This is a genomic window from Bacteroides zoogleoformans (assembly GCF_002998435.1).
Classification (GTDB): domain Bacteria; phylum Bacteroidota; class Bacteroidia; order Bacteroidales; family Bacteroidaceae; genus Bacteroides; species Bacteroides zoogleoformans.
This window is the reverse complement of record NZ_CP027231.1, coordinates 2,528,428-2,547,045: the sequence shown is the minus strand read 5'-3', so window position 1 is coordinate 2,547,045 and position 18,618 is coordinate 2,528,428. Positions and strand designations below refer to the sequence as shown.

The following is an 18,618-nucleotide window of genomic DNA, read 5'->3' as shown; positions in this document are numbered from 1 at the left end:
CAATATGTACCCCGTAATTATGCGATAAATGTGGACACAGGCCTAACTCCGCCCTGGGTCGTAGCCTTAAGATTGCCGAATAAGTAGCCGTAATTGAAGTGCAGATACCACGCGTAGATCTTACTGTGCTCTGTACTGCTCCAGTACCACGTTTCGGCTAATGGGGTTGCCCCATTAATTAAAGATAACGCATAATTGATTTTACGCATATTGGCGTAAATCATCATCAACTCCCCTAATGATGGCAACCACCAATGCCCGGCGGTCAGTCCTTGCCCGTTGGCATTTATGCGGCTGTACTGCGCACAGTAGCCCGGTGCATAACCTACTCCCTGACATTCGGCATGTGTAATCTGTGCTGCTGTATTTGCTTTGCCCGCCCAATCGTCTAACGCCGTTAATCTGTCGGTTGTCGTTTTTCCGCCTGCACTAACGGATGCACCACTCCAGTACAGCGACGCTTCGGTAGGTGCGACCACTAAGATTTTGCCGCCATCAACGACTACCACGCCCTCAGCTATCTCACCGCCGTTTTGATAACTCGTCCATTTGTTAGGTTTAACCATTAGCTGGGAATCGTCGCTTTTGCGATGGAACATGATAAATACACCATCCGTTGACACCTTTGGTAAGTCCATACCGGCAGGTATGGCTAACTTCTGCTCCAGGAGTTCTCGGCTTATCACACTGTCAAGATTCACTGTCTTAATCATACATTGTTACTTTTATCGTCCGTCATTTTTGCTATAAAATCGGGACGGGTTTAACATTTTGTTTTTATTCTCGTTTTGTAAAATATTATCTTATTGACACTAAGATTTATGGCTAATCATCTGGTAACGGAATCCCCCGACCTTAGTCAGCAACAACATGACGGTATCACCCTCGTGCATTTCTATATTCTCGTTGTTGTTATCTTGGTTGCGGATAGCATTCAGCACAAACCACCGCGTCCCCGGATAGGCTACGACCGTGAACATAAAGGCGAAATCCGAAGGTAAAGAACTGTAGCCGAACATGCGGCGTACAGAATTCTCATTCGGAAGATTGATATTATATGTGTTGTCAGGGCATCTGATGAAGTACACATTCCCCTTGGAGAGGTCAATTTCATAAGAATTGCCGCTTATTGTCAACAGTTGCGCGGTAGTGCCATATACGGATGTCGCCCTTACAGGGGCATTCGGGCTGAACAAAGCATAGTTCTTCGTCCCGTTACGCACATCCGCATAAATCCCGTAATTGGCCACGTCGAATCCGTAGCCGGCGTCCGTATTTGCTATCTTGTTGGTAACCCGCATGGCGGCGTTGAACGCCCCGCCGAGACTTGCCGGAAAGACATTGTCGCCACTCATGACGTAGCAATCAGGCCCACCGACTCTGATAAAATCATCATATATGCTCAATCCTCCTGCTTCGCCCGTAGCGGACGCTATCGAGCCTATGCGCCCAGCACCGATGTCGAACCCTCCTATCTTCCCTGCGGTAGCGTCTATTGTGCCCTTTATGTTGGCATTCGCGCATCGCAGTATCCCCCGCATCAGGTCAATCATCAGGCTAGGGGTAAAGGCAGGCGTCCCGAAGTTGCGGTAGTCCTCCGTATGCCCACCGTTAGCGTCAACGCCGTATTGCGAGTACATATACTCATCCTTAAAAACGGCACTGCCTATAAGCCCAAACTGCGCCATCAGGATGCTTGTGGAGAGCAACGGCCAATGCTGATACGCCTTCCACTTGCCCGACGGGCTTGCGCTTGACACGTCTATCTTCGGGTTCACCGCCGTATTGCCCGGTATGCGGCTCATCCACATGTACACCTGCCCGTCGAGCATCAGTATCTCGCCGTTCTTGTAGGTAAGCCCCGGCGCCCACGCCTCCGGGCGGGGAAACGGTATCGGGTTGTCCGCAATGACGTTTACCAGCCTGGCGTCTATCTCCTTTGTACGGGCACCGTCCTCATAGGCATACACGCTGATGCGGTTGGCCGTGGCATACTTGTCGGCAGGGATGGTGTAGCTGAACTCACTCACCTTGGACGGGGATTTGTACGTGTACAGCGTGGTTACGTTTGTACCTGCAACGCTCTCCACCTTAAGGGTGAGGTAGGCCTGTACCGCCACCTTGGTACTGCCTTCGCCCATCCACAGGCGGATGACAAGGGGGGTCGATTGGATGTTGTTGGCATCCACCGACACGGCGCCCGGATTGGCTTCAATCCACACCCTTTCTGCTTCCGCCTTCAAATATATGGTCTCACTAAGTAACATACGCAGTCTATTAATAAACGCCCGTAATAACGCCCGAAAGCCCCATCTTCGCCCGTACCATGTCTTCATAGGTCACTGATGCCTTATCCGCCGTGAAGTTCGCCGCACTCTTTCCTGTCAGGACAAAAGGCGCACCGGCATTGTCTTTTATAGAAAAATTCCAATTGGTAATGAGAGACGGTACTTCTTCTCCCGTGCTGCGCTTCACCGCAACAGGTGTAAGTACAGCCGTTTCTCCACGGCGAACGGTATTGCCGAGAATGCCGCTTATCTTCACCCGCATCAAGTAGGGGTCGGAGAAGTCGGTTATCTCATCGTAGCCGGAAGCCAGCAGCGTACCGCTCCTCTTCACGTCGCAACGGAGCTTCAACACGTTGTTGACATCGCCGGTGGCCACATTCTTGGTTCTCCCAGTACCCCACGCTTCATCGCCCGAACCAAGCATCTTGTACCATTCAAACGTAAACCCGGAGTAGTCCGTCATCTCCACACCGTCCTTGAATACCCTCACATTCTCCGTAAGCGATTCACCGGCAGTCACCAGCCGAGACCCCTTGTTGTTGCTGATAAGCACATCATACTGGTTGCCGGTACTCTCTTGGATGACTACCTCCTTTGACAGCTCCTGAAAGGCGATGGACGCACCGCCTATTTCTATTGTTCCTGATACAGTGATACGGTCATTGTCATATCCGGAGATGGGCACAAGGTTCTTCATCACACGCAAGGCAGGCAGGTTATAGGTCTGGCCGCCGATGTTGGCGCTGTAGGCGTCTATCTTCTTAAAGAAGCCCACAAGACCTGGATTGTCGCTCAACCCGTTAGCTCCGAACGTAAGCTGCATCCCGTTGTACCGGAACTCTATCGATTGGGGAGTGAGAACCGCACCCGATGCCGTATCGACCAATATCAATACTACCGTAGGGCGGACATTCTCCGCCATCGCCTCGAAGTCGGGTATAAAGACATTCGTGCCTTTGTTGTACCTTTGGACGAGCGGAGTGCCCTCCACCCGTAATATGCCGTTGACGGTCGTACCATCAAGCAACCCTATTAATTCAAATCCACCATCTAAGTTCATACCGCACCTCCTTCCTCTGCTTCGTTATCCACTTCCTCCTCCGTGCCGGAACCGGTCTCTTCTTCACCATCCGATGCGGGCTGTCCTTCGGGATTGCCGCCCGCTTGGGTGTCATACACGCCACTCTCTTGCTGCTCCTTTATCAAGGCTTTCAGGTCTTCGTCCGACAGGACTTCCGGGGCAAAGCCGGAAAGCACTTTCAAGGCACTCAATGGCAGGATTATCCTCCCGTCGGGGATTCGCTCCGCATAGCGGTAGTCGTAATCCTTGCCTGTTAACTGTTCTTCTTTGACCAATAAGTAATTCATATCTATTCGTATAAAGGTTGTACAATCAGGTTATCACCACTATATACATAGCTGTCACCGCTCATCACCGCCGCCGTCTCCGCATACAGCTTTACCTCCGCATACACCTGCATGGGATAGTTGGGGTCGAAGCCGAACGAGGAAGGGACGAAATCACAGTTGCGTCCGCTGCCGGCCATGACAGGCGAATTGCCCGGTTTAAGGGAGCGGACAAACCATGTGATGGCAAACAGATGGTCTTGCTCCACGCCTATATATCCCTTGTTGTAGGGTATGTAGCAAGTGAAGCTTACCGGGGTGGCAAGCGTGGCCGACACCTTGAATCCCTTGGTCTGGACGATGTCAACGCCCAGCGTCTTGGGCATCTCCACCTTGATGGAGGTGACGCACTGCAGGGAATCGTCACTCGGGGCGGTGGGGCGTACTCCATTGTAGTAGGCCGCACGGCAACGGAACGATTCATGCCGCATGAAACGGGTGTCTATGGTGAGCTTCTTGCCCCATATCCCGCCGGTCTTGCCGTCCACGCAGAACGCAAGCTCCGCCTCGTTGAACTCGCGCCAGGCGCCCTTGTCGAGTACCTCCCACCAATAGGCGGCGTTGGCGTCCGGCACGGGGGTGGCTCCCGAATAGAGCCGCGCCGTAATCTCCTCTATCCACCTGCCCCCCGCATCGGGGGTTACGGCCAGCGGGTTGACGGTGTAGCTTGCTGGCCTGTCCGTCTTCAAAGAGTAGTTCTTGCCGTCGAAGATGGTAGTCCGAAGGACGATGCTTCTCTCCACATCCACCTGCTTGTTTCGCCTCGTGTCGGTAAACGAGAGGATACAGTGTATCTCGACAGGCGAATTGTAGTCGATGTTCTTCTTGACGGTCAAGGAGTATTGCGGCTTGCCGGCGGCGGATATCTGATAGTCCGTACCGTTTACGATACGGTTGCTGCCGTCCGCCTTTGGCGCTCCCTCGTACCACTCCGCACCGGTTATCTCCCGTATGCCGCCCATGACGCCCTCGGGGTCTGATACAGAAACGTAGGGCATGAGCAAGCAGGGTATCAACGCACGGTCGGGCTCGTAGGTGTTGCTGTCCTTGTTGTAGTTCTGCACCGGGTTGCCGGCGAGAACCTGTATATCGGCCATGAACGAATAGGGGTCGATATATACGGGGATGTCTTTAGGTGTACTGTTTATCATCGCTTTTATATTTTAAAACCTATATAATTTTCTGTCTTTTCAAATTTGCCTCCACCTATCGGGATGAATACCCGGCACACGAAACGCACCTTGCGCACCGATACGCCCCACTCGCTGCCCATGTCAGCCCTTGTAAGGTGGATGGCATATTTCTTTCCGTCCACGTAGGTAGGTTGCCAAGCATTATCGGCGGGCACGTTGCCCGTATCACGCAGCCACTCCACCTGCACGCCGTCGGAAGCCATCAGTACCTCGGTGATGTCACGGTTGCCGTAGCTGACTACCGCCGAAACGACGGTATCGACCGAGCGGTGGAAGAACTGCCATCCGTTGGTGGAGGTGAAATCAAGGTGGTAGTTCTTATCCCCTTCGAGCAATATCCATCCTGGGGCGTTCCACTTCGGCTCATCCGCAGTCTTGTCGATGACACAGCCCCATTTGCAGCCGTAATGGTAGACGGTATGTTGCTCCAATTGGGTGACTACCGACTGATTCTCCAGCGTCACCTCATGCGACACGTTGCGGTAGGGCGATTCGCCTTGCGCAACGGCAAGCGACCATTCGCCACGGTCTACTTTCTTGGGGATGATGTCACCGTTCCAGTCGGCTTGATAGAAATTCTCGGCAACGATGGTTTTTGCCATGATGCCCACGTCCGTAGGGGAGATGGGCAGCTTGCGTATCATCTTCACGGACGGGAAGCGGCCGATGCTTATTGCGTAGTTGTAATCCTCCAGTATCGGCTTGAATACGTTTTGCAAAAACATGATACGCCCCTCCCTTGATGAGATGAGCCAGCTCTGCGCACGCTCGTTCGTCTCTCCGGCTTCGGGCATGGTAGCGTTGCCCTTGCGTGTCACGTTATACCCCGAAACGGGAGGATAGTTCTTGCCACCCGGTACTTCGCTGTCGGGATAAAGCACGACAGTCAGCGAGTTCTCGTTGCGGTTCTTGGACACGCAGCGGAACCAGGAGGAGTAATAGTCGGTGCCGCCTGTCAGCAGGCTGTTGACGATGGACAACAGCACATCGTGCTCATCCAAGTTAGTCCAGTCGGTATCCGTGCGCTTCTCCATCCATAGCTTGTACGTGGTGCCGTCTATCTTGTCCACACGCTCGATGTATCCGCAGTCGGAGAAAGAGTAGTCTCCGGCCATCGCCTGAATCTCGTTGATGATAAGGCGCAAGACAGTCAGCGACGACCGCAACTCCATGCGGTCTGCCTGAATCCTCCCGTTCTCTGCAATTATGCCCTTGCCAGCCAGGAGAGAATCCACGGCTTCGCCGACTTCAAGTCTTGTGAGCGCCTTAATTAAATGTTCCACTTCCAAGTCCTGACCTACCACCAACGAATAAGGGGTACGGTCGGAGTGGGTCTTGGAAAGAGAGCGGTTAAGGAGTTCCTTGATTGTCCTTAATGAAGAGAACACTCTTCGGTCAGTACATTCTCGAGCATCGTTTTCCTCTATAATATCAACATTACCGGAAGATACCCCACCGGATATAGCTGCTTGAGTAGACGCTATTTGCCCTTCTATCTTCTTCTCCCATTTCTCATCAAGATAGTTCGATACAATACAAGAGATTTTTCCAGTAAGCAAATTCTTCTCGGTAGAGGTTATACGAATGGTGGAGTTAATGCCTCGTTTTTCATCTTTGACTGTTACAAGATCACCTACAGATAAAGAGCGCTTGCCTCTCAAAATTCTGTAATCTACTTCGAGGCTATACTTAACACGCTTCCGGCAGTTATATCCAAGCCATTCCACCCCCTTCTGGCGCAATTTATCAACAGCATTCGCCTTGTATGTACCGGACATGCGAAGTCCGATGAGGGTGAATAGTTCACCCCCGCGGAGATATTTATTTGCATCAGGAATAACGGGTTTTGATTTCGTCTTGGGATCAATTACTGCTAACTCATCAATCTGACCTATAAGCGTTATCTTTTTAGCCTCATTGTTCCACTTAAACTCAAAAGCCTTACCCATCAGGTCTCCTGTTAGGAAGTTAACGCGTGCATCAGACCCTACCGCAAGTTCTTTGATATCAAAATCTATTTCTGCGCAAATAAACGACTTGTTATTTGCATCGCTCAAAACGCCCACCTTACCCTGAAAGGTAGGATGTATATCATCAAATACAACAACACGCTCTACTACTTTTGTTGTTTCGGTAAAATCCTCAATATATTTCTCCGGCAAAACCAATCGTCCATCTTCGTCTCCTTCTCCGGGTATTACATTCTCCTTTCCGCCTTTTGGGAATAAGCGCGTAACGACATCTCCCGAATCAACATTTTTTTGTTCAAGGGAATACAAGCCACCACCACGACCTTGAATGAATGTCAACCCTGTTTCATTCTCAATATGAGAAACAAAGTTTATTGTCTTATTTGTAACGTAGTACTCTAAATCAAAAGCTTTCCGGAATTCATCCAATGAAGCCCGACATGATATCCCGTCAAGTACTATATTTCTATATTCCGTGTCAGGACATAAACCTATTTTCCACCCTGTATCAACTCCGAGAGGATTATCTTCCGACTTGTTTACATTCCACATAAGAAGCTCCAAGAAGTCTCGGAGTTTTCCGGTCAATACCACCTTAGTACTGCCTGTAACACGATTGCAAAAAACCTTATCTAAAAGAGTATAAATAGGTGCCTCTAAAATAATTGAGTACTCATGTTGTACTTCCGTTTTTTGCGTAAATTCAGCATCGCGATTCATACGATATACAACTCCGTCCATTGTGCAATAGTCCCCAGCCTTTACAGGAAGAGGACTATCGGTGACAACAGATACAGACAACTCATCTTTAGCCATCAAAGAAGAATTATGAAACGTATTTTCACAAGGGATAGAGGCTACTTTTGCAATAATCCCATCCCTCAAACCGTATATATCTATCTTATCAATCATTGAGTTTACGCATTTTCAAATCAAATGACAGCAGTCCGTCCGCTATCGTCTTACATTTTATTTCATCTTTAAAATATATTTTGTGCTGTTTATTTTCCGCATCAGTAAACATCTTGATGCCGGGAGACACACAAAGGGCATGAAACTGCATCATCTTACTATATGCTTCTTGCATGGTTCCTGCCTTCAGAAAGCAGGAGAAAGAAAGATCCTGAGGTTCTCTATACATAGAGCAGGAATACAAGGAGGTGGTTTGAACCTCTATCCTTTTAGAAGTATCTCTCACTCCACTTTTATATTTCATATATATCCCAAAATCATCAGCAAGATTAAACAAGCCGATAAGCATATATGCGCCGCCGGAAGGAATTACAGTTAGTTCCACAGGGATATATTCTGGCTGCCATAATTTGACCGTAACAATGCAAATATTTGCATGCCTTTCCACGGATATAGCATCACGCTGTATCACGTCAAACACCCCAAAGTTCGTAGTCAGCTTCCTACATGCGATAGCGTGCTGTTTGAAATCTTCTACCATATCATGACCAACCACGCAAACGAGCGTGATAGTTCGGCCGTCTAATTTAATATCTGCTTCCTCAACAAAAGGCTCTATCGATGTCCCCCAATTATATTCTGTCTCCCCAACGCGCTTTGGCAGGTCAAATACCCCACTTATAGCAAGACATTCGCCCGGAACTTTGCCAGGCATCGCCCCTAAAGATGTAATATCTATATCATCAAACTTATACATAACTACCCCCTCCCAGTATATCCTTTAGTATTTTTCTTGACCTCTGTAATCTCATTCTTTATTTCTCGAAGTTCTTCTTTCAAGCCATACGTATTATCAGCTGTACGCTCGGTGTTATTTTTAATTTCGGCCGCAAGAAGCATGATTTGCCCAACATCCATACGAATGTCATCACAACATTTGAAGTGTTCCGGTGGAATCGATTGAAGATGTTCTTTAATGTAACGAATATCAAGAGCAGACATATTCCATAGTCCAACCAGTTGGTTGGCGGTTCCCTCTGTAAGGGCTTCCTGAAGTTTTCCGGTAACCCCTTTATCATCAGAGTCTCCCGTATAGCCTGTTACCTTTGCAATATTATCCCTATCCCTAATAGCGTCATTTACATATTTCTTATACTCTTCTCTTCTCCTCTGCACTTCTTCGTCAGACAACTTTCCATCTTTCAAATCATCGGCGAAACCATCATACCACTTCTTTAATTTTTCACGATACTTAGCTCCTATCTCATTCGCAAGGAAAGCTCGCATAAACGAACTATTTATATCATCGACAAAATCTTCTGTACTACTTTTCATATCCATTAGCTTATCGATGAAGTTTTCATACATGGAGTCAAACGAGGTATTGGTTAACTGGTTTTTCATCTGTTCATTGATTTCGTCCAATTTTTCTTGTCCCTCTATAATATTGTCAAGATACCTTCGTACATCATCGTCTAATTTCGCCCAAAAAACACCGGCCTCCTTTAATTTACTCAACTGTTTGGCGGAAAGGTCAAACAGCCATTCCATTCGACTTTTGTCATTATACTTGTTTTTCCAATCTGAGCCTAATGCCCTTCTTGCTTGTCTCCACGCTTCATCATTCATTTTTTTCCAAATGCGAATACCGATTGAGTGTGAACCGGCAGATGCTCCAGAATTAAGTAACTCACGCCCTAAAATGCGTTGGCTCTCAATAGTTTTTTTCTGTAACAGTTTGGCCTCTTCACTCACTTTGACCGCTTCTATTCCATAGGACGTCTCAATGTACTTACGTTTCTTCTCTATTAATTCATCCCAGATTGCATTTAGTGTTTCGTATTGTGCTTTCATAGCTTCGTATTTGGCATAGTCGGCACCAAATAATCCATCTAGGGCATCAACGACTTGTGAAATTCCAGAAACCGCCGCCATGGCACCTCCGACAATATCTCCGGACATGATTTGTCCGACCCCCATAGCCGTTTGCCCCAGTCCGCCAATAGCATCAGACACTCCGGATATCTTGTTACCTAAATCATCGTTTCCTATAATATTTCCTAAATCTTTGCCAAACTGACTTACCGCAGGAGAGAATTGAGCAATAGAACTTCCTATTTCAGATATCCCTTGTGCAAGACTTCCTTTCCCCCCCTTCTTTATTTTCTTTATAGCATCTCCAATCTGTGTCTCAAACATCTTAAAAGGACTTTTTCCCTTAAGGTCATCTTTCATCTTATTGATGCCATTACGCAATGCTTCGACCTTTTCAGGTGATTTCGATAAGTTTTGAAGAGTGTTATCGCTAATCCCTATATCAAGAATTTCCTTCTTTGATACCTTCTTCCCTCCAATAACAGCATTTCCCTTCTCGTCTTTTACAGACTCAAGGTATCGCATTAATAATTCAGCCTTATCAACAATCTTTTGAATCTCATTTACGCTTTTTTGCGAAGCATCAGCAAATAATTGCCCCATGAGAGTAGAGCTATTGCGCATAGAATTATCGAGTTCATCCATTTCATTTTGCGCACGTTTTAGGATGGATTTACGTTCCCCCTCTGTTCCCGCCTTTTCAGACTCCTCTTGCGCTAAATCAAGAATAGCTTGCCTCTTCTGCTGATAATCTCCAAACTCTTTTAAGTATTCATTCCATGACTTTTTACTGTTTTGATTATAATCCGCAAGGTTTTTCTCCCATACGGCGATAGCTGCTTTATATTTCTCGTCAAACAACCTTATTTCATCGTCTGAAAGTTTAATTCCAGATCCATCAAAAAACCTGTCTTTGTTTTTAGGGTCAGCCTCAAAAGCAGTACGTGCATTATCTATATTCTTACGTAAGGCATCTTCTTTTTGGCGATCAATGGTCTGCATTTCCTTCTCAAAGTTAATTTCCATTTCTTCGATAGTCTTAGCAGAGCCATCAGCCATTGTCTTAATACGGGATTCATCAATCTGCGTTTGTAAATCTTCCAAACGACGCTTGCGCTCAATCATCTGTTCTGTGAGGGTAGCAGTTAACTTTTCTTCCGCTTTCTTTGTTTCTATTCCCGGCTTAACAGACTTTAAAACCTCATACTTGTCTATTTCTTTTTGATACTTCGCAATATCAGAAACAAGCTTATTCCAATCTTTGGAGCCTTTCTTGGATACATCCATTTTGGCTAAATTATCCTCTGTTTTTTTCTTTTCCCCTTCCCAGTATACCTTGTTTTTGATAATATCTTTACTATTGCTACTACCGGTTTCAGTACTCGTCAAAGAAGCTATTTTATCTTTCGTTTCTTTCAGTTTCTTCTCCGCATTGGATACGTCAATTTCTACATTAAAGGGAATGGTATAAAAAGGATTGTTTTTGAGTTTTTCTTGCTCTTCCTGCAATTTCTTTTTTGCTCTCTCAAATTCTTCTTGAATCTGTTGTAAATCAGCCTTTGCCTCAACCAGTTTCACTTCAACAGGTCGAGCCTCTTTTTCAATCTCTTTTATTTTTCTCAGGTCTTTAATATACTTATTTAATTCCCCTTGTTTAGTTTCTACTTTTGACCCTAACATCCATTGAGATACTGCACCACTATTCCTTCCATCATTCTTTTGTTTATTCAACTCTTTCAGTTCATCTTGCAAACGTTTAATATTACTTTGTATATTTTGCCGTGTAAGTTTATCCCTCTCGGCGTTCAGTACTTTGTTGGCTTCAGCAAGTTCAAGTACAGCAAGGGCTTCTTTACTATATGCAGTCGTTAAGGCTGGAGATAGTATTTGCAATTTAGAGTATGCATCTATTTTCTTTTCCTCGGTCTCCGACTCGTCCTGGATGATACGCAGCAACTCCTCCGATTGATGTTTACGTTCATTGATTGATTTACGGAATTTATCTTGCTCTTCCCGATGCCTCCGAGTGGATTTCTCGGCAGCACTCTCCATTGTAGCTAATTTATAAAGTCCATATCCAAGTGTAGTAAGTGCCGCAGCGGCCAGGATATATGGATTTGTAAGCATAGCTGCTGTATTCTTCAAATAGGCGACGGTTTGCGCTTTCAAAGCACGTGTTAACAATATACGGGCACTGGTATTTTTCGCAATAGCCCCAGCTTCCGTGTAATGCAACCCCTTCGACACAATTAAGCGTGTTTGTTCTGCAGATCTTTCAGATGTCAGAACTCTTGTAATTGCGAGGTTAACCTTCTTAGCTGCTGATACGGCAGCGATGGAACCCTTATAACTTATCAATGCCCCTGTAACAATCACTACCAAATCGCCAAGTTTCCGTAAAGAATCTTCTACCTCCCCACCATTGAACGCCTTATTGATGGCAGTTGACACCCGGGAGACTTCTTCAAGAATCTTTTGCCCCATTGGCCGGAACATTGCGGTTATATTATTCCCAAGAAGCTTAAGTTGATTTTCTGCACCATCTGCCATTTCCTTAAACGCTTCTTCGGTGGCACCAACAGATCTTTTCATCTCATCAAGATGACCGGCAGCCTCTTGTGCATTTTTTCCAGTTAAACCAAGCAAACCATTCACTGCCTCCATTTCCGGAATCATTGAACGCAGCTTGGCTTCGCTTCCTCCAGCCTCCTGTCGAACCTTTTCCAATGCCTCTTGAAATGTCATGGCTTCGTATGCGCCATCTCCCAGATATTTAGATACGCCTACGATTGCAGCCCGTATTTGTGTCATCGCCTGTGCTGTTGGCGTACCTTGTTTCGTCAATGTCGCCACCGCAGCAAGCACCTGATCCATTTCTACGCCATAGGCGGCGGCAACAGGAGCAGCTTGCGCAATACTTTTCCCCATCTCGCCAAAAGTTGTCTTACCAAGCTTGGCCGTCGTGAAGAGCATATCTGAAACCTTCTCGGCTTCGGAAGCATCTTTTTTATAAGCATTGAGTAGAGTGGTAATAGCATCGGCAGCAGTAGCTGTTTCGGTGATACCTCCGACAGCGGCCTTAGCCGAAACTTCAAGTACCCGCATACCCTGTTCACCATCATGCCCGGCGGAAACGATACCATACAGTGCTTTTGCCATCTCATTGGCACCAATTGGTATTTGTTCATCAGTAGTCAAACTGATTATTTTCTGCTTGGTGGCATCCATGCTATCTTTTACAAGACCCGAGATTGTAGCCACCTCCTTCATGGATGATTCAAACTGCTTCTCGAAAGCATAAGCATCCTTAGCCGCAGAAGCGAAAGCAATTCCGGCACTAATACCGATACCTCCAAACACATCAAAGCTGGTAATTTCCCCAGCCATAGCCTTAATAATGCCTAAGGCCTCTTGTCTTCCTTTGTATAACCCGGAATTATCTATACCGGTGGCCATGTATAATGCACCTTCCCTATTTACTATTCCCATACCTTTTTCATTAAAATATAATAAGGCAGAGAGATTTATAAACAAACAGGGAGGCTACCTATCACAGGCAACCTCCCCACAAATAACCAAATTCAAACTCATGGCGCTTATCGCACAATTTAAAATATAATCATCCTCTGATTTTATCACCTACATCCCGGTATTTCTTATACCGAATCATCTCGTTCGGATTATCAAAGGACGGTAATTCCACCCATTCATAATCCCCATCCTCGTCCGACCCTTTCTCGCAAGCCTTGTTTCGTTCTTTTGTGATATATGCATATTCCTGCATCATTACCTCAATCAAAACAAAACTCGACTCAAGTGTTTCTTTATATGTTAGCCCCAATGCCTCATGGACCAACACTAAGAATCTTCCTTGCGAGAGAGATGCCAGCTTTCTAAATTCTTTCGGGCGGCTATCATCTCCGCCTCGTCCATTGGGCTCACACTCCGAAGAGTTATGATAGATTTGCAAAAAGGGTAGAACCCTATACGGAATAGAATAGCGTTTAATAATACATGAATATCCTGCCACGTACAATTATCCGTCAATACATCACGGAACCATGCGGGAGGGTCGCTCGGTTTATTGTGTATTCCCAGGCAAACAATATCAAGTATTAGTTCGCCATACTTATCCATCACCTCCGCTACCTCCGGGCCCACTTCTCCCGGTTTATTGATAAGCCGGCTAAGATCTTCCTTGTCAATTTTAAGCAATAGCGGGCGAATACAGAACCATGTGCGCACGGTTATCGGACGAATAACAATACAATCACCGGGACTCTTTCCCTTGGGCAACCGTTCAATATTATCGAAGCTAAAGGGGATTTTCAGAGGCTTTTCTGATATTGTTTCGGCTTCAAGCTGCTGCAATAATCGTATATCCATAGCGTTCTAAAATTAGGGCGGAAGAATATCCCCCGCCCATCAATGACTACAAATTATTCTTAGGGAATAGAAACGACTTCACGAGTAAAGGCTGTTTTTACATCTCCATTCTCTGCGATTGCCGCCTGCTTGTAAACACGTACAAGCAGCAATTCAGGCTGTTCTGCACCGGGCGCCTGATTAAGTTTAGCCATAATCTTTCCATGTACAATAGTATAGACAACCTTAGATCCATTGTGGGGTACAGTTTCCGCCTGAAAAGTTTTAACGATACTCGGGAAGGTTGTTCCTTGTTCCCAAATGTCCTTATTTGCCCCACCTTTGTTAATAGTCCCCCCACAAAGAATTTTTATAGTCTCATTGTCGGGAGTAGGAATCGAGAATTCAATGTAGTCCGTTGCGTCTTTAACGAACGTCACATACAACGGCTCATCTGTTCCTTCCGTTTCGATTTTCACTTCTTTGGGGTCTGCGAAGTTAAACGCTACAGTTCCCTTGAACGGTAAAGGTAAATCCTTGAAATCATTTCCAGGAACACCATCTCCATACGTGGCCAGTCTGATTGCTGCCACACCCATCGCAATAGGTCTTTTTTTTGCTGCCATAATTTAATTTATTTATCAGTTAATACATTAATTCTTATATTCACACAGTCGAACCCCTCTTTCAATTCTGACATCTTTTCTGCCCAGAGAACCTCGACTTGCCTACAATTACCGTCGTTGCTGCTTATAGCGTCGATAGACCGCCTTACAGTTCGACGTAGTTCTTTCATACGCTGACGCTTTATCATGCCGTTTGGATTAAGCGGAACGAAGATGTTTATGTTTACGGGTGTTTTTCCGGTAAAATCAGACTCTACATGTGTTATATTGTTGATTACAACATGCTCAACCCTCATTCCTGATTCGGACTTGTCTTTTACCACAAGTACATTTGGAATAGATGCAGCTACAGCATCGTAAACAAAATCTATTACATCGTATTCGTCCATATTCTAATATCCTCTTTTTGCCAATTTGTCAAATAGGTTTTTGCTCGTCTTTCGCAAATACTCTTCCGCCTTAATAGTCCCAGATGTGGCTACATCACGTCCGAGAGCTTCAACCCGTGCAGCGTACTCCATGCCGGCGGTTAAGACGAGCACCCATCCCGTATCCAATTCAAGAGCAATCTTTTTAGCAAGCCTGCGAGCTTTTGTGACTCCCGTTTGCTTATCCGTACCATTCGAGCTTTTCTCAAAGTTCTCGGCTACACATTCTCCATCCTTGAAGACCATATAACCGACAGAGCTACGCAGGTTCCCCGTATGGTCTTTATAAGAACCGGATTTACGTGCAACTCCGATATACTTTTCACCGGCAGCCGAAAGCATCTGAAATATCTTATCATTTGCTCTATCGACAAAGTAGCTGTAGAATCTGTCTGCATCGCTATCCGTCCACAAGGGGATAAGCCCGTTTTTACTCATACATTGATAACGGAATGTGATTGGTACGAATCCCAACATATTATCGGGACATCTATTTCCAGGCCCGGTACAGTGAGCCTGATAGGATTACCCTCAAACTTTGGTTTCTTGCCGGGAAAGAAATAGCCGCTAACTTGCTTCTCGTCGCCGTTGGCGTTACGGCGAATGATTATCCGGGCTCCCGTAGCAGAGTTGTAATGCCCTTTGATGGACAATGTATCTGTACGCCCTTCCTGCCATTCACCGTTAACAACCCCTCCGGCTATCTCCAGCGTTACGGTCGCTTCGTATGCTTTTCGCTTTACCATCTGTTGCCTGCCTTTCCTTTTACGACTATTCGTTTGCCTACCGTCAACGCCTTTTCAGGTTCACCGTTCTCGATATACAAGCTTTTCGCCGTATTGACATAATAACTACGCGGATATGTTTTAGATAGCTCACCTTCCGAGAAATCCGGAAGGTTTGCCATCTGTTTATACAAGTCAGCCGCCGCGAGGCATACAGAGCCGTCTATCTCTTTCGAGTATGGCTTCGTGCCGTCAAGCCCCCGAAGTGTAAGTACTCGATTTAGAAACGCATCCTCCGTATCCTCAAGGCCGGGAAATGCAAGAATAGTATCGCGAATAGTATCCATTAGTAACCGTTTTCGTCGTCAGTGTCCGTATATTCCGTATTCTCACTCTCTTCCCAAGCCAACGCATCCGCTTTAAGGATATACATGGCATCAGGGTCGTTGATTACGGGAATAGCATTCGCTTCTGCCTTTGTCCATTCCTTGAACGGCTCCAGCTCCGACCACTTGGAGATAAAGATAAAATCTTTCTTCAAGGTGGTAGCTTTTTTGGCGTATTCGACAGAACTCTCTGCGGCGATAGGACCATGTTGTATATCGCCAACATTAAGATCTTCCAAGAAACAAACTCTTCTGCTCTCCCATGGGTTCACAGTAGTACGTTTGTGGGACTCGTCTTCAATACGCACAGAAGGGTCTATTACAACAATAGTAACAGGTTTTTCTTGAGCAGCAAGATACTCGTTGATGACCTTTTTCGTGATGGTAAGTTTATCCTTTTGGTTAATCCATCCTTTCACCTTCTCCATTGTTGATTTTTGCTTTTTCAACAAAGAAAACTCATCAGAACGCATAATAACGTAGCGAAGAGAAACTCCATCGGCTGCTGCAGCAACAATAACATCTTCGATGTCCTGCAACCCGTCAGCAGTAGACGCGTTAGCCCAATCTTTAGCCGCGACCTTACGATTGGCTTTCGGCATACCGCATCCGACAAACTCTTCCGTAACAATACCGTTATTATTGGATTTATTCAGAGCGAATCCACCCTTAGACATTAACTGCATGCACCACCACTCAAAACGAGCACGCACTGCATTATATACAAAGTCCTGATCTTTGAAAGAAAGGTCAAGAAGAGCCTGCAAATCAGCATCGCCGTTGCAATCACGACTCAACTGCCGGTATTCGTTCCAGTCACTCTCATTCATACCACGCTTTACAGCAGTCTTGGGGATATCCCCGGACATCTTGCCGACTACTTCTCGCGTCTTCTGTGGTGCCGAAGCATCGTAGCTGATTACGTCAGCGATAACCGGTGCACCTTTTTCTCCCGTCAAGGTCTCCCATTTAAGGGACATTTTTTGTTTCACATCGAAAAAGTTCGGATAGAACACCGGCTTCACCTTACGGGAATTCAGGCGAGCCGACATATTTTTTCGGTTGACTTGCTTAATTAAACTTCTTTCCATAATAAACAACTATTTACACTTGTTTGTATACAAAACGAATATCCTTTAACTGTGCCTTAATAGCGTCATCAACAGGATAAGGCATTACACTCTCATTAACTGTTCCACGGACAAGCAAGCCTGATTGCTGGTTGGCAACCGTAACGTCTACCTTGTTCATTGTAACAACCTCAGGGATGTACTTGAACTTGGCTGAATTAGCGTCCTGTTTGTCTTTTGCAAGAACAAGCACTTGGCCGGCACTGCCCTCTCCAATGGCGCCAGCAAGAGTAATAACATCCTTTTCAGGATTACTCTTGTCGATAGACGCAATCAAATCGGATGCACCCTTCAAATCACCACCAATCATAACAGCTTCACCGACCACAAAAAGATGCTTCTTGCCAACCTCAATAGTCGTTCCGCTCACTTTCTGGATAAGGGCGGTTTTCACAACATGATACAATCCGTTTTCATCGCGCCCCACAACAACGATAGGCGGCAATTCCTTGATGACGCCCTTCAGCTCTTTTCGGGCAATGGTTCCGCCACCCTGTACATCCTCGATAATCTTCTCTATACCGGGATGGTACTGAAACTCTTTTTCTTTTTTTCTAAACATGACACAATTATTAATTTATTAAACACTAATCCAAGCCGAGGCTTGCAACGCTCGCATCCTTGCTTGTTTCTTTGTCCCCATTCATGAAATCGGCCCACTCTTTCTCTGTTCTTTCTTTCGGTTTATACTGATTAGGGCGGTAGTCGCCGGTCTCCACCTGGTCATCAATAACACTTTGACGGAGTTCAGTCCATTCTTCCTGCAATTCCTTAATTTGATCTTCTACAGACTTTTCAGAGTTGACATCGATACGAGAAAGCCACTTTTCCGGCAGCTTGGCTTCCTTGAAAAGGGCGGCAGCAGATGACTGTTTCTGTGATGTAGTAACAGAGTTTGCAAGCTTGTTCACCACTCCGGTAAGCTCTGAAATCTGCTTGCCTTGGGCTTCAATAAGAACTTTTACCGCCGGCGGCAAATCATCCGTCTTTGTTTCTTCCGGCTTTTCCGGTTTAATGGCTTTGCCATCTTTCAGATTATGCTGTTTCTCGTAATCTTCGATAGCTTTTTTTGCAGCAGCTTCAGCAGCAGTCTTTACACTACCTTCAACCTCTTCAATATCAGGAAGAATATTCTCCTTGAACAGCGCAATGTATGTCTCAAGGTTTTCTTCACTTTCAATATTGAATAACTTTTGAACTTTACCCGCATATTTTTCGGGTATCCCCGCCTTTTTCAGAGCGGCTTTGATTGTTGCTAAAATCTTCATAACTTTTTCCTTTAAAATATAAGTGAATGATTATTTTTTTATTAT

Annotated in this window: 18 protein-coding genes; all 18 read right to left on the bottom strand. The window is 45.9% G+C overall.

The window, feature by feature from the left end; translation table 11 throughout:
* Window positions 1-17: 17 nt before the first annotated feature.
* Window positions 18-713 (bottom strand): Lcl domain-containing protein, encoded by a 696-nt coding sequence (locus C4H11_RS10585; RefSeq protein WP_106041871.1) that lies wholly within the window; start codon window positions 711-713, stop codon window positions 18-20.
* Window positions 714-812: 99 nt separating this feature from the next.
* Complete coding sequence (locus C4H11_RS10580; RefSeq protein ID WP_106041869.1) at window positions 813-2,267, bottom strand: hypothetical protein; 1,455 nt, start codon at window positions 2,265-2,267, stop codon at window positions 813-815.
* Window positions 2,268-2,277: 10 nt separating this feature from the next.
* Window positions 2,278-3,348, bottom strand: coding sequence for a hypothetical protein (locus C4H11_RS10575; protein ID WP_106041867.1), 1,071 nt, complete (start codon window positions 3,346-3,348; stop codon window positions 2,278-2,280).
* Entirely contained in the window at window positions 3,345-3,656 is a 312-nt protein-coding gene (locus C4H11_RS10570; RefSeq protein WP_106041865.1) for a hypothetical protein, read from the bottom strand. Before C4H11_RS10570 ends, C4H11_RS10575 begins: the two co-directional genes overlap by 4 nt.
* A 2-nt stretch (window positions 3,657-3,658) precedes the next feature.
* Window positions 3,659-4,846: a hypothetical protein gene (locus C4H11_RS10565; RefSeq protein ID WP_106041863.1), complete on the bottom strand. Its 1,188-nt coding sequence runs from the start codon at window positions 4,844-4,846 to the stop codon at window positions 3,659-3,661.
* Between the two features lie 5 nt (window positions 4,847-4,851).
* Entirely contained in the window at window positions 4,852-7,197 is a 2,346-nt protein-coding gene (locus C4H11_RS10560) for a hypothetical protein (RefSeq protein WP_129588303.1), read from the bottom strand.
* A 565-nt stretch (window positions 7,198-7,762) separates the two neighbouring features.
* The gene (locus C4H11_RS10555; protein ID WP_205729967.1) at window positions 7,763-8,527 is read right to left on the bottom strand and encodes a hypothetical protein; all 765 of its coding nucleotides are present in this window, start codon (window positions 8,525-8,527) and stop codon (window positions 7,763-7,765) included.
* A gap of 2 nt (window positions 8,528-8,529) precedes the next feature.
* Entirely contained in the window at window positions 8,530-13,134 is a 4,605-nt protein-coding gene (locus tag C4H11_RS10550; protein ID WP_106041859.1) for a phage tail tape measure protein, read from the bottom strand.
* A gap of 130 nt (window positions 13,135-13,264) precedes the next feature.
* Window positions 13,265-13,444, bottom strand: coding sequence for a hypothetical protein (locus tag C4H11_RS14205; RefSeq protein ID WP_205729994.1), 180 nt, complete (start codon window positions 13,442-13,444; stop codon window positions 13,265-13,267).
* A gap of 59 nt (window positions 13,445-13,503) precedes the next feature.
* Entirely contained in the window at window positions 13,504-14,031 is a 528-nt protein-coding gene (locus C4H11_RS10540) for a hypothetical protein (RefSeq protein WP_106041855.1), read from the bottom strand.
* A gap of 59 nt (window positions 14,032-14,090) precedes the next feature.
* Complete coding sequence (locus tag C4H11_RS10535) at window positions 14,091-14,636, bottom strand: hypothetical protein (protein WP_106041853.1); 546 nt, start codon at window positions 14,634-14,636, stop codon at window positions 14,091-14,093.
* An 8-nt stretch (window positions 14,637-14,644) separates the two neighbouring features.
* Window positions 14,645-15,025: a hypothetical protein gene (locus C4H11_RS10530; protein WP_106041851.1), complete on the bottom strand. Its 381-nt coding sequence runs from the start codon at window positions 15,023-15,025 to the stop codon at window positions 14,645-14,647.
* Window positions 15,026-15,028: 3 nt separating this feature from the next.
* Window positions 15,029-15,502, bottom strand: coding sequence for a hypothetical protein (locus C4H11_RS10525; RefSeq protein WP_106041849.1), 474 nt, complete (start codon window positions 15,500-15,502; stop codon window positions 15,029-15,031).
* Window positions 15,499-15,810 carry a hypothetical protein gene (locus C4H11_RS10520; RefSeq protein ID WP_106041847.1) on the bottom strand — a complete coding sequence of 104 codons (312 nt, stop codon included), beginning with the start codon at window positions 15,808-15,810 and terminating at the stop codon, window positions 15,499-15,501. The genes C4H11_RS10525 and C4H11_RS10520 overlap by 4 nt, the downstream gene beginning before the upstream one ends.
* Complete coding sequence (locus C4H11_RS10515) at window positions 15,804-16,136, bottom strand: hypothetical protein (RefSeq protein WP_106041845.1); 333 nt, start codon at window positions 16,134-16,136, stop codon at window positions 15,804-15,806. The genes C4H11_RS10520 and C4H11_RS10515 overlap by 7 nt, the downstream gene beginning before the upstream one ends.
* Window positions 16,136-17,266, bottom strand: a complete 1,131-nt coding sequence (locus C4H11_RS10510) for a major capsid protein (protein ID WP_106041843.1) — start codon at window positions 17,264-17,266, stop codon at window positions 16,136-16,138. The genes C4H11_RS10515 and C4H11_RS10510 overlap by 1 nt, the downstream gene beginning before the upstream one ends.
* A gap of 13 nt (window positions 17,267-17,279) precedes the next feature.
* A complete protein-coding gene (locus tag C4H11_RS10505; RefSeq protein ID WP_106041841.1) occupies window positions 17,280-17,867 on the bottom strand; it encodes a hypothetical protein in 588 nt (195 codons plus the stop codon).
* A 25-nt stretch (window positions 17,868-17,892) separates the two neighbouring features.
* The gene (locus tag C4H11_RS10500) at window positions 17,893-18,573 is read right to left on the bottom strand and encodes a hypothetical protein (RefSeq protein ID WP_106041839.1); all 681 of its coding nucleotides are present in this window, start codon (window positions 18,571-18,573) and stop codon (window positions 17,893-17,895) included.
* Between the last annotated feature and the right edge of the window lie 45 nt (window positions 18,574-18,618).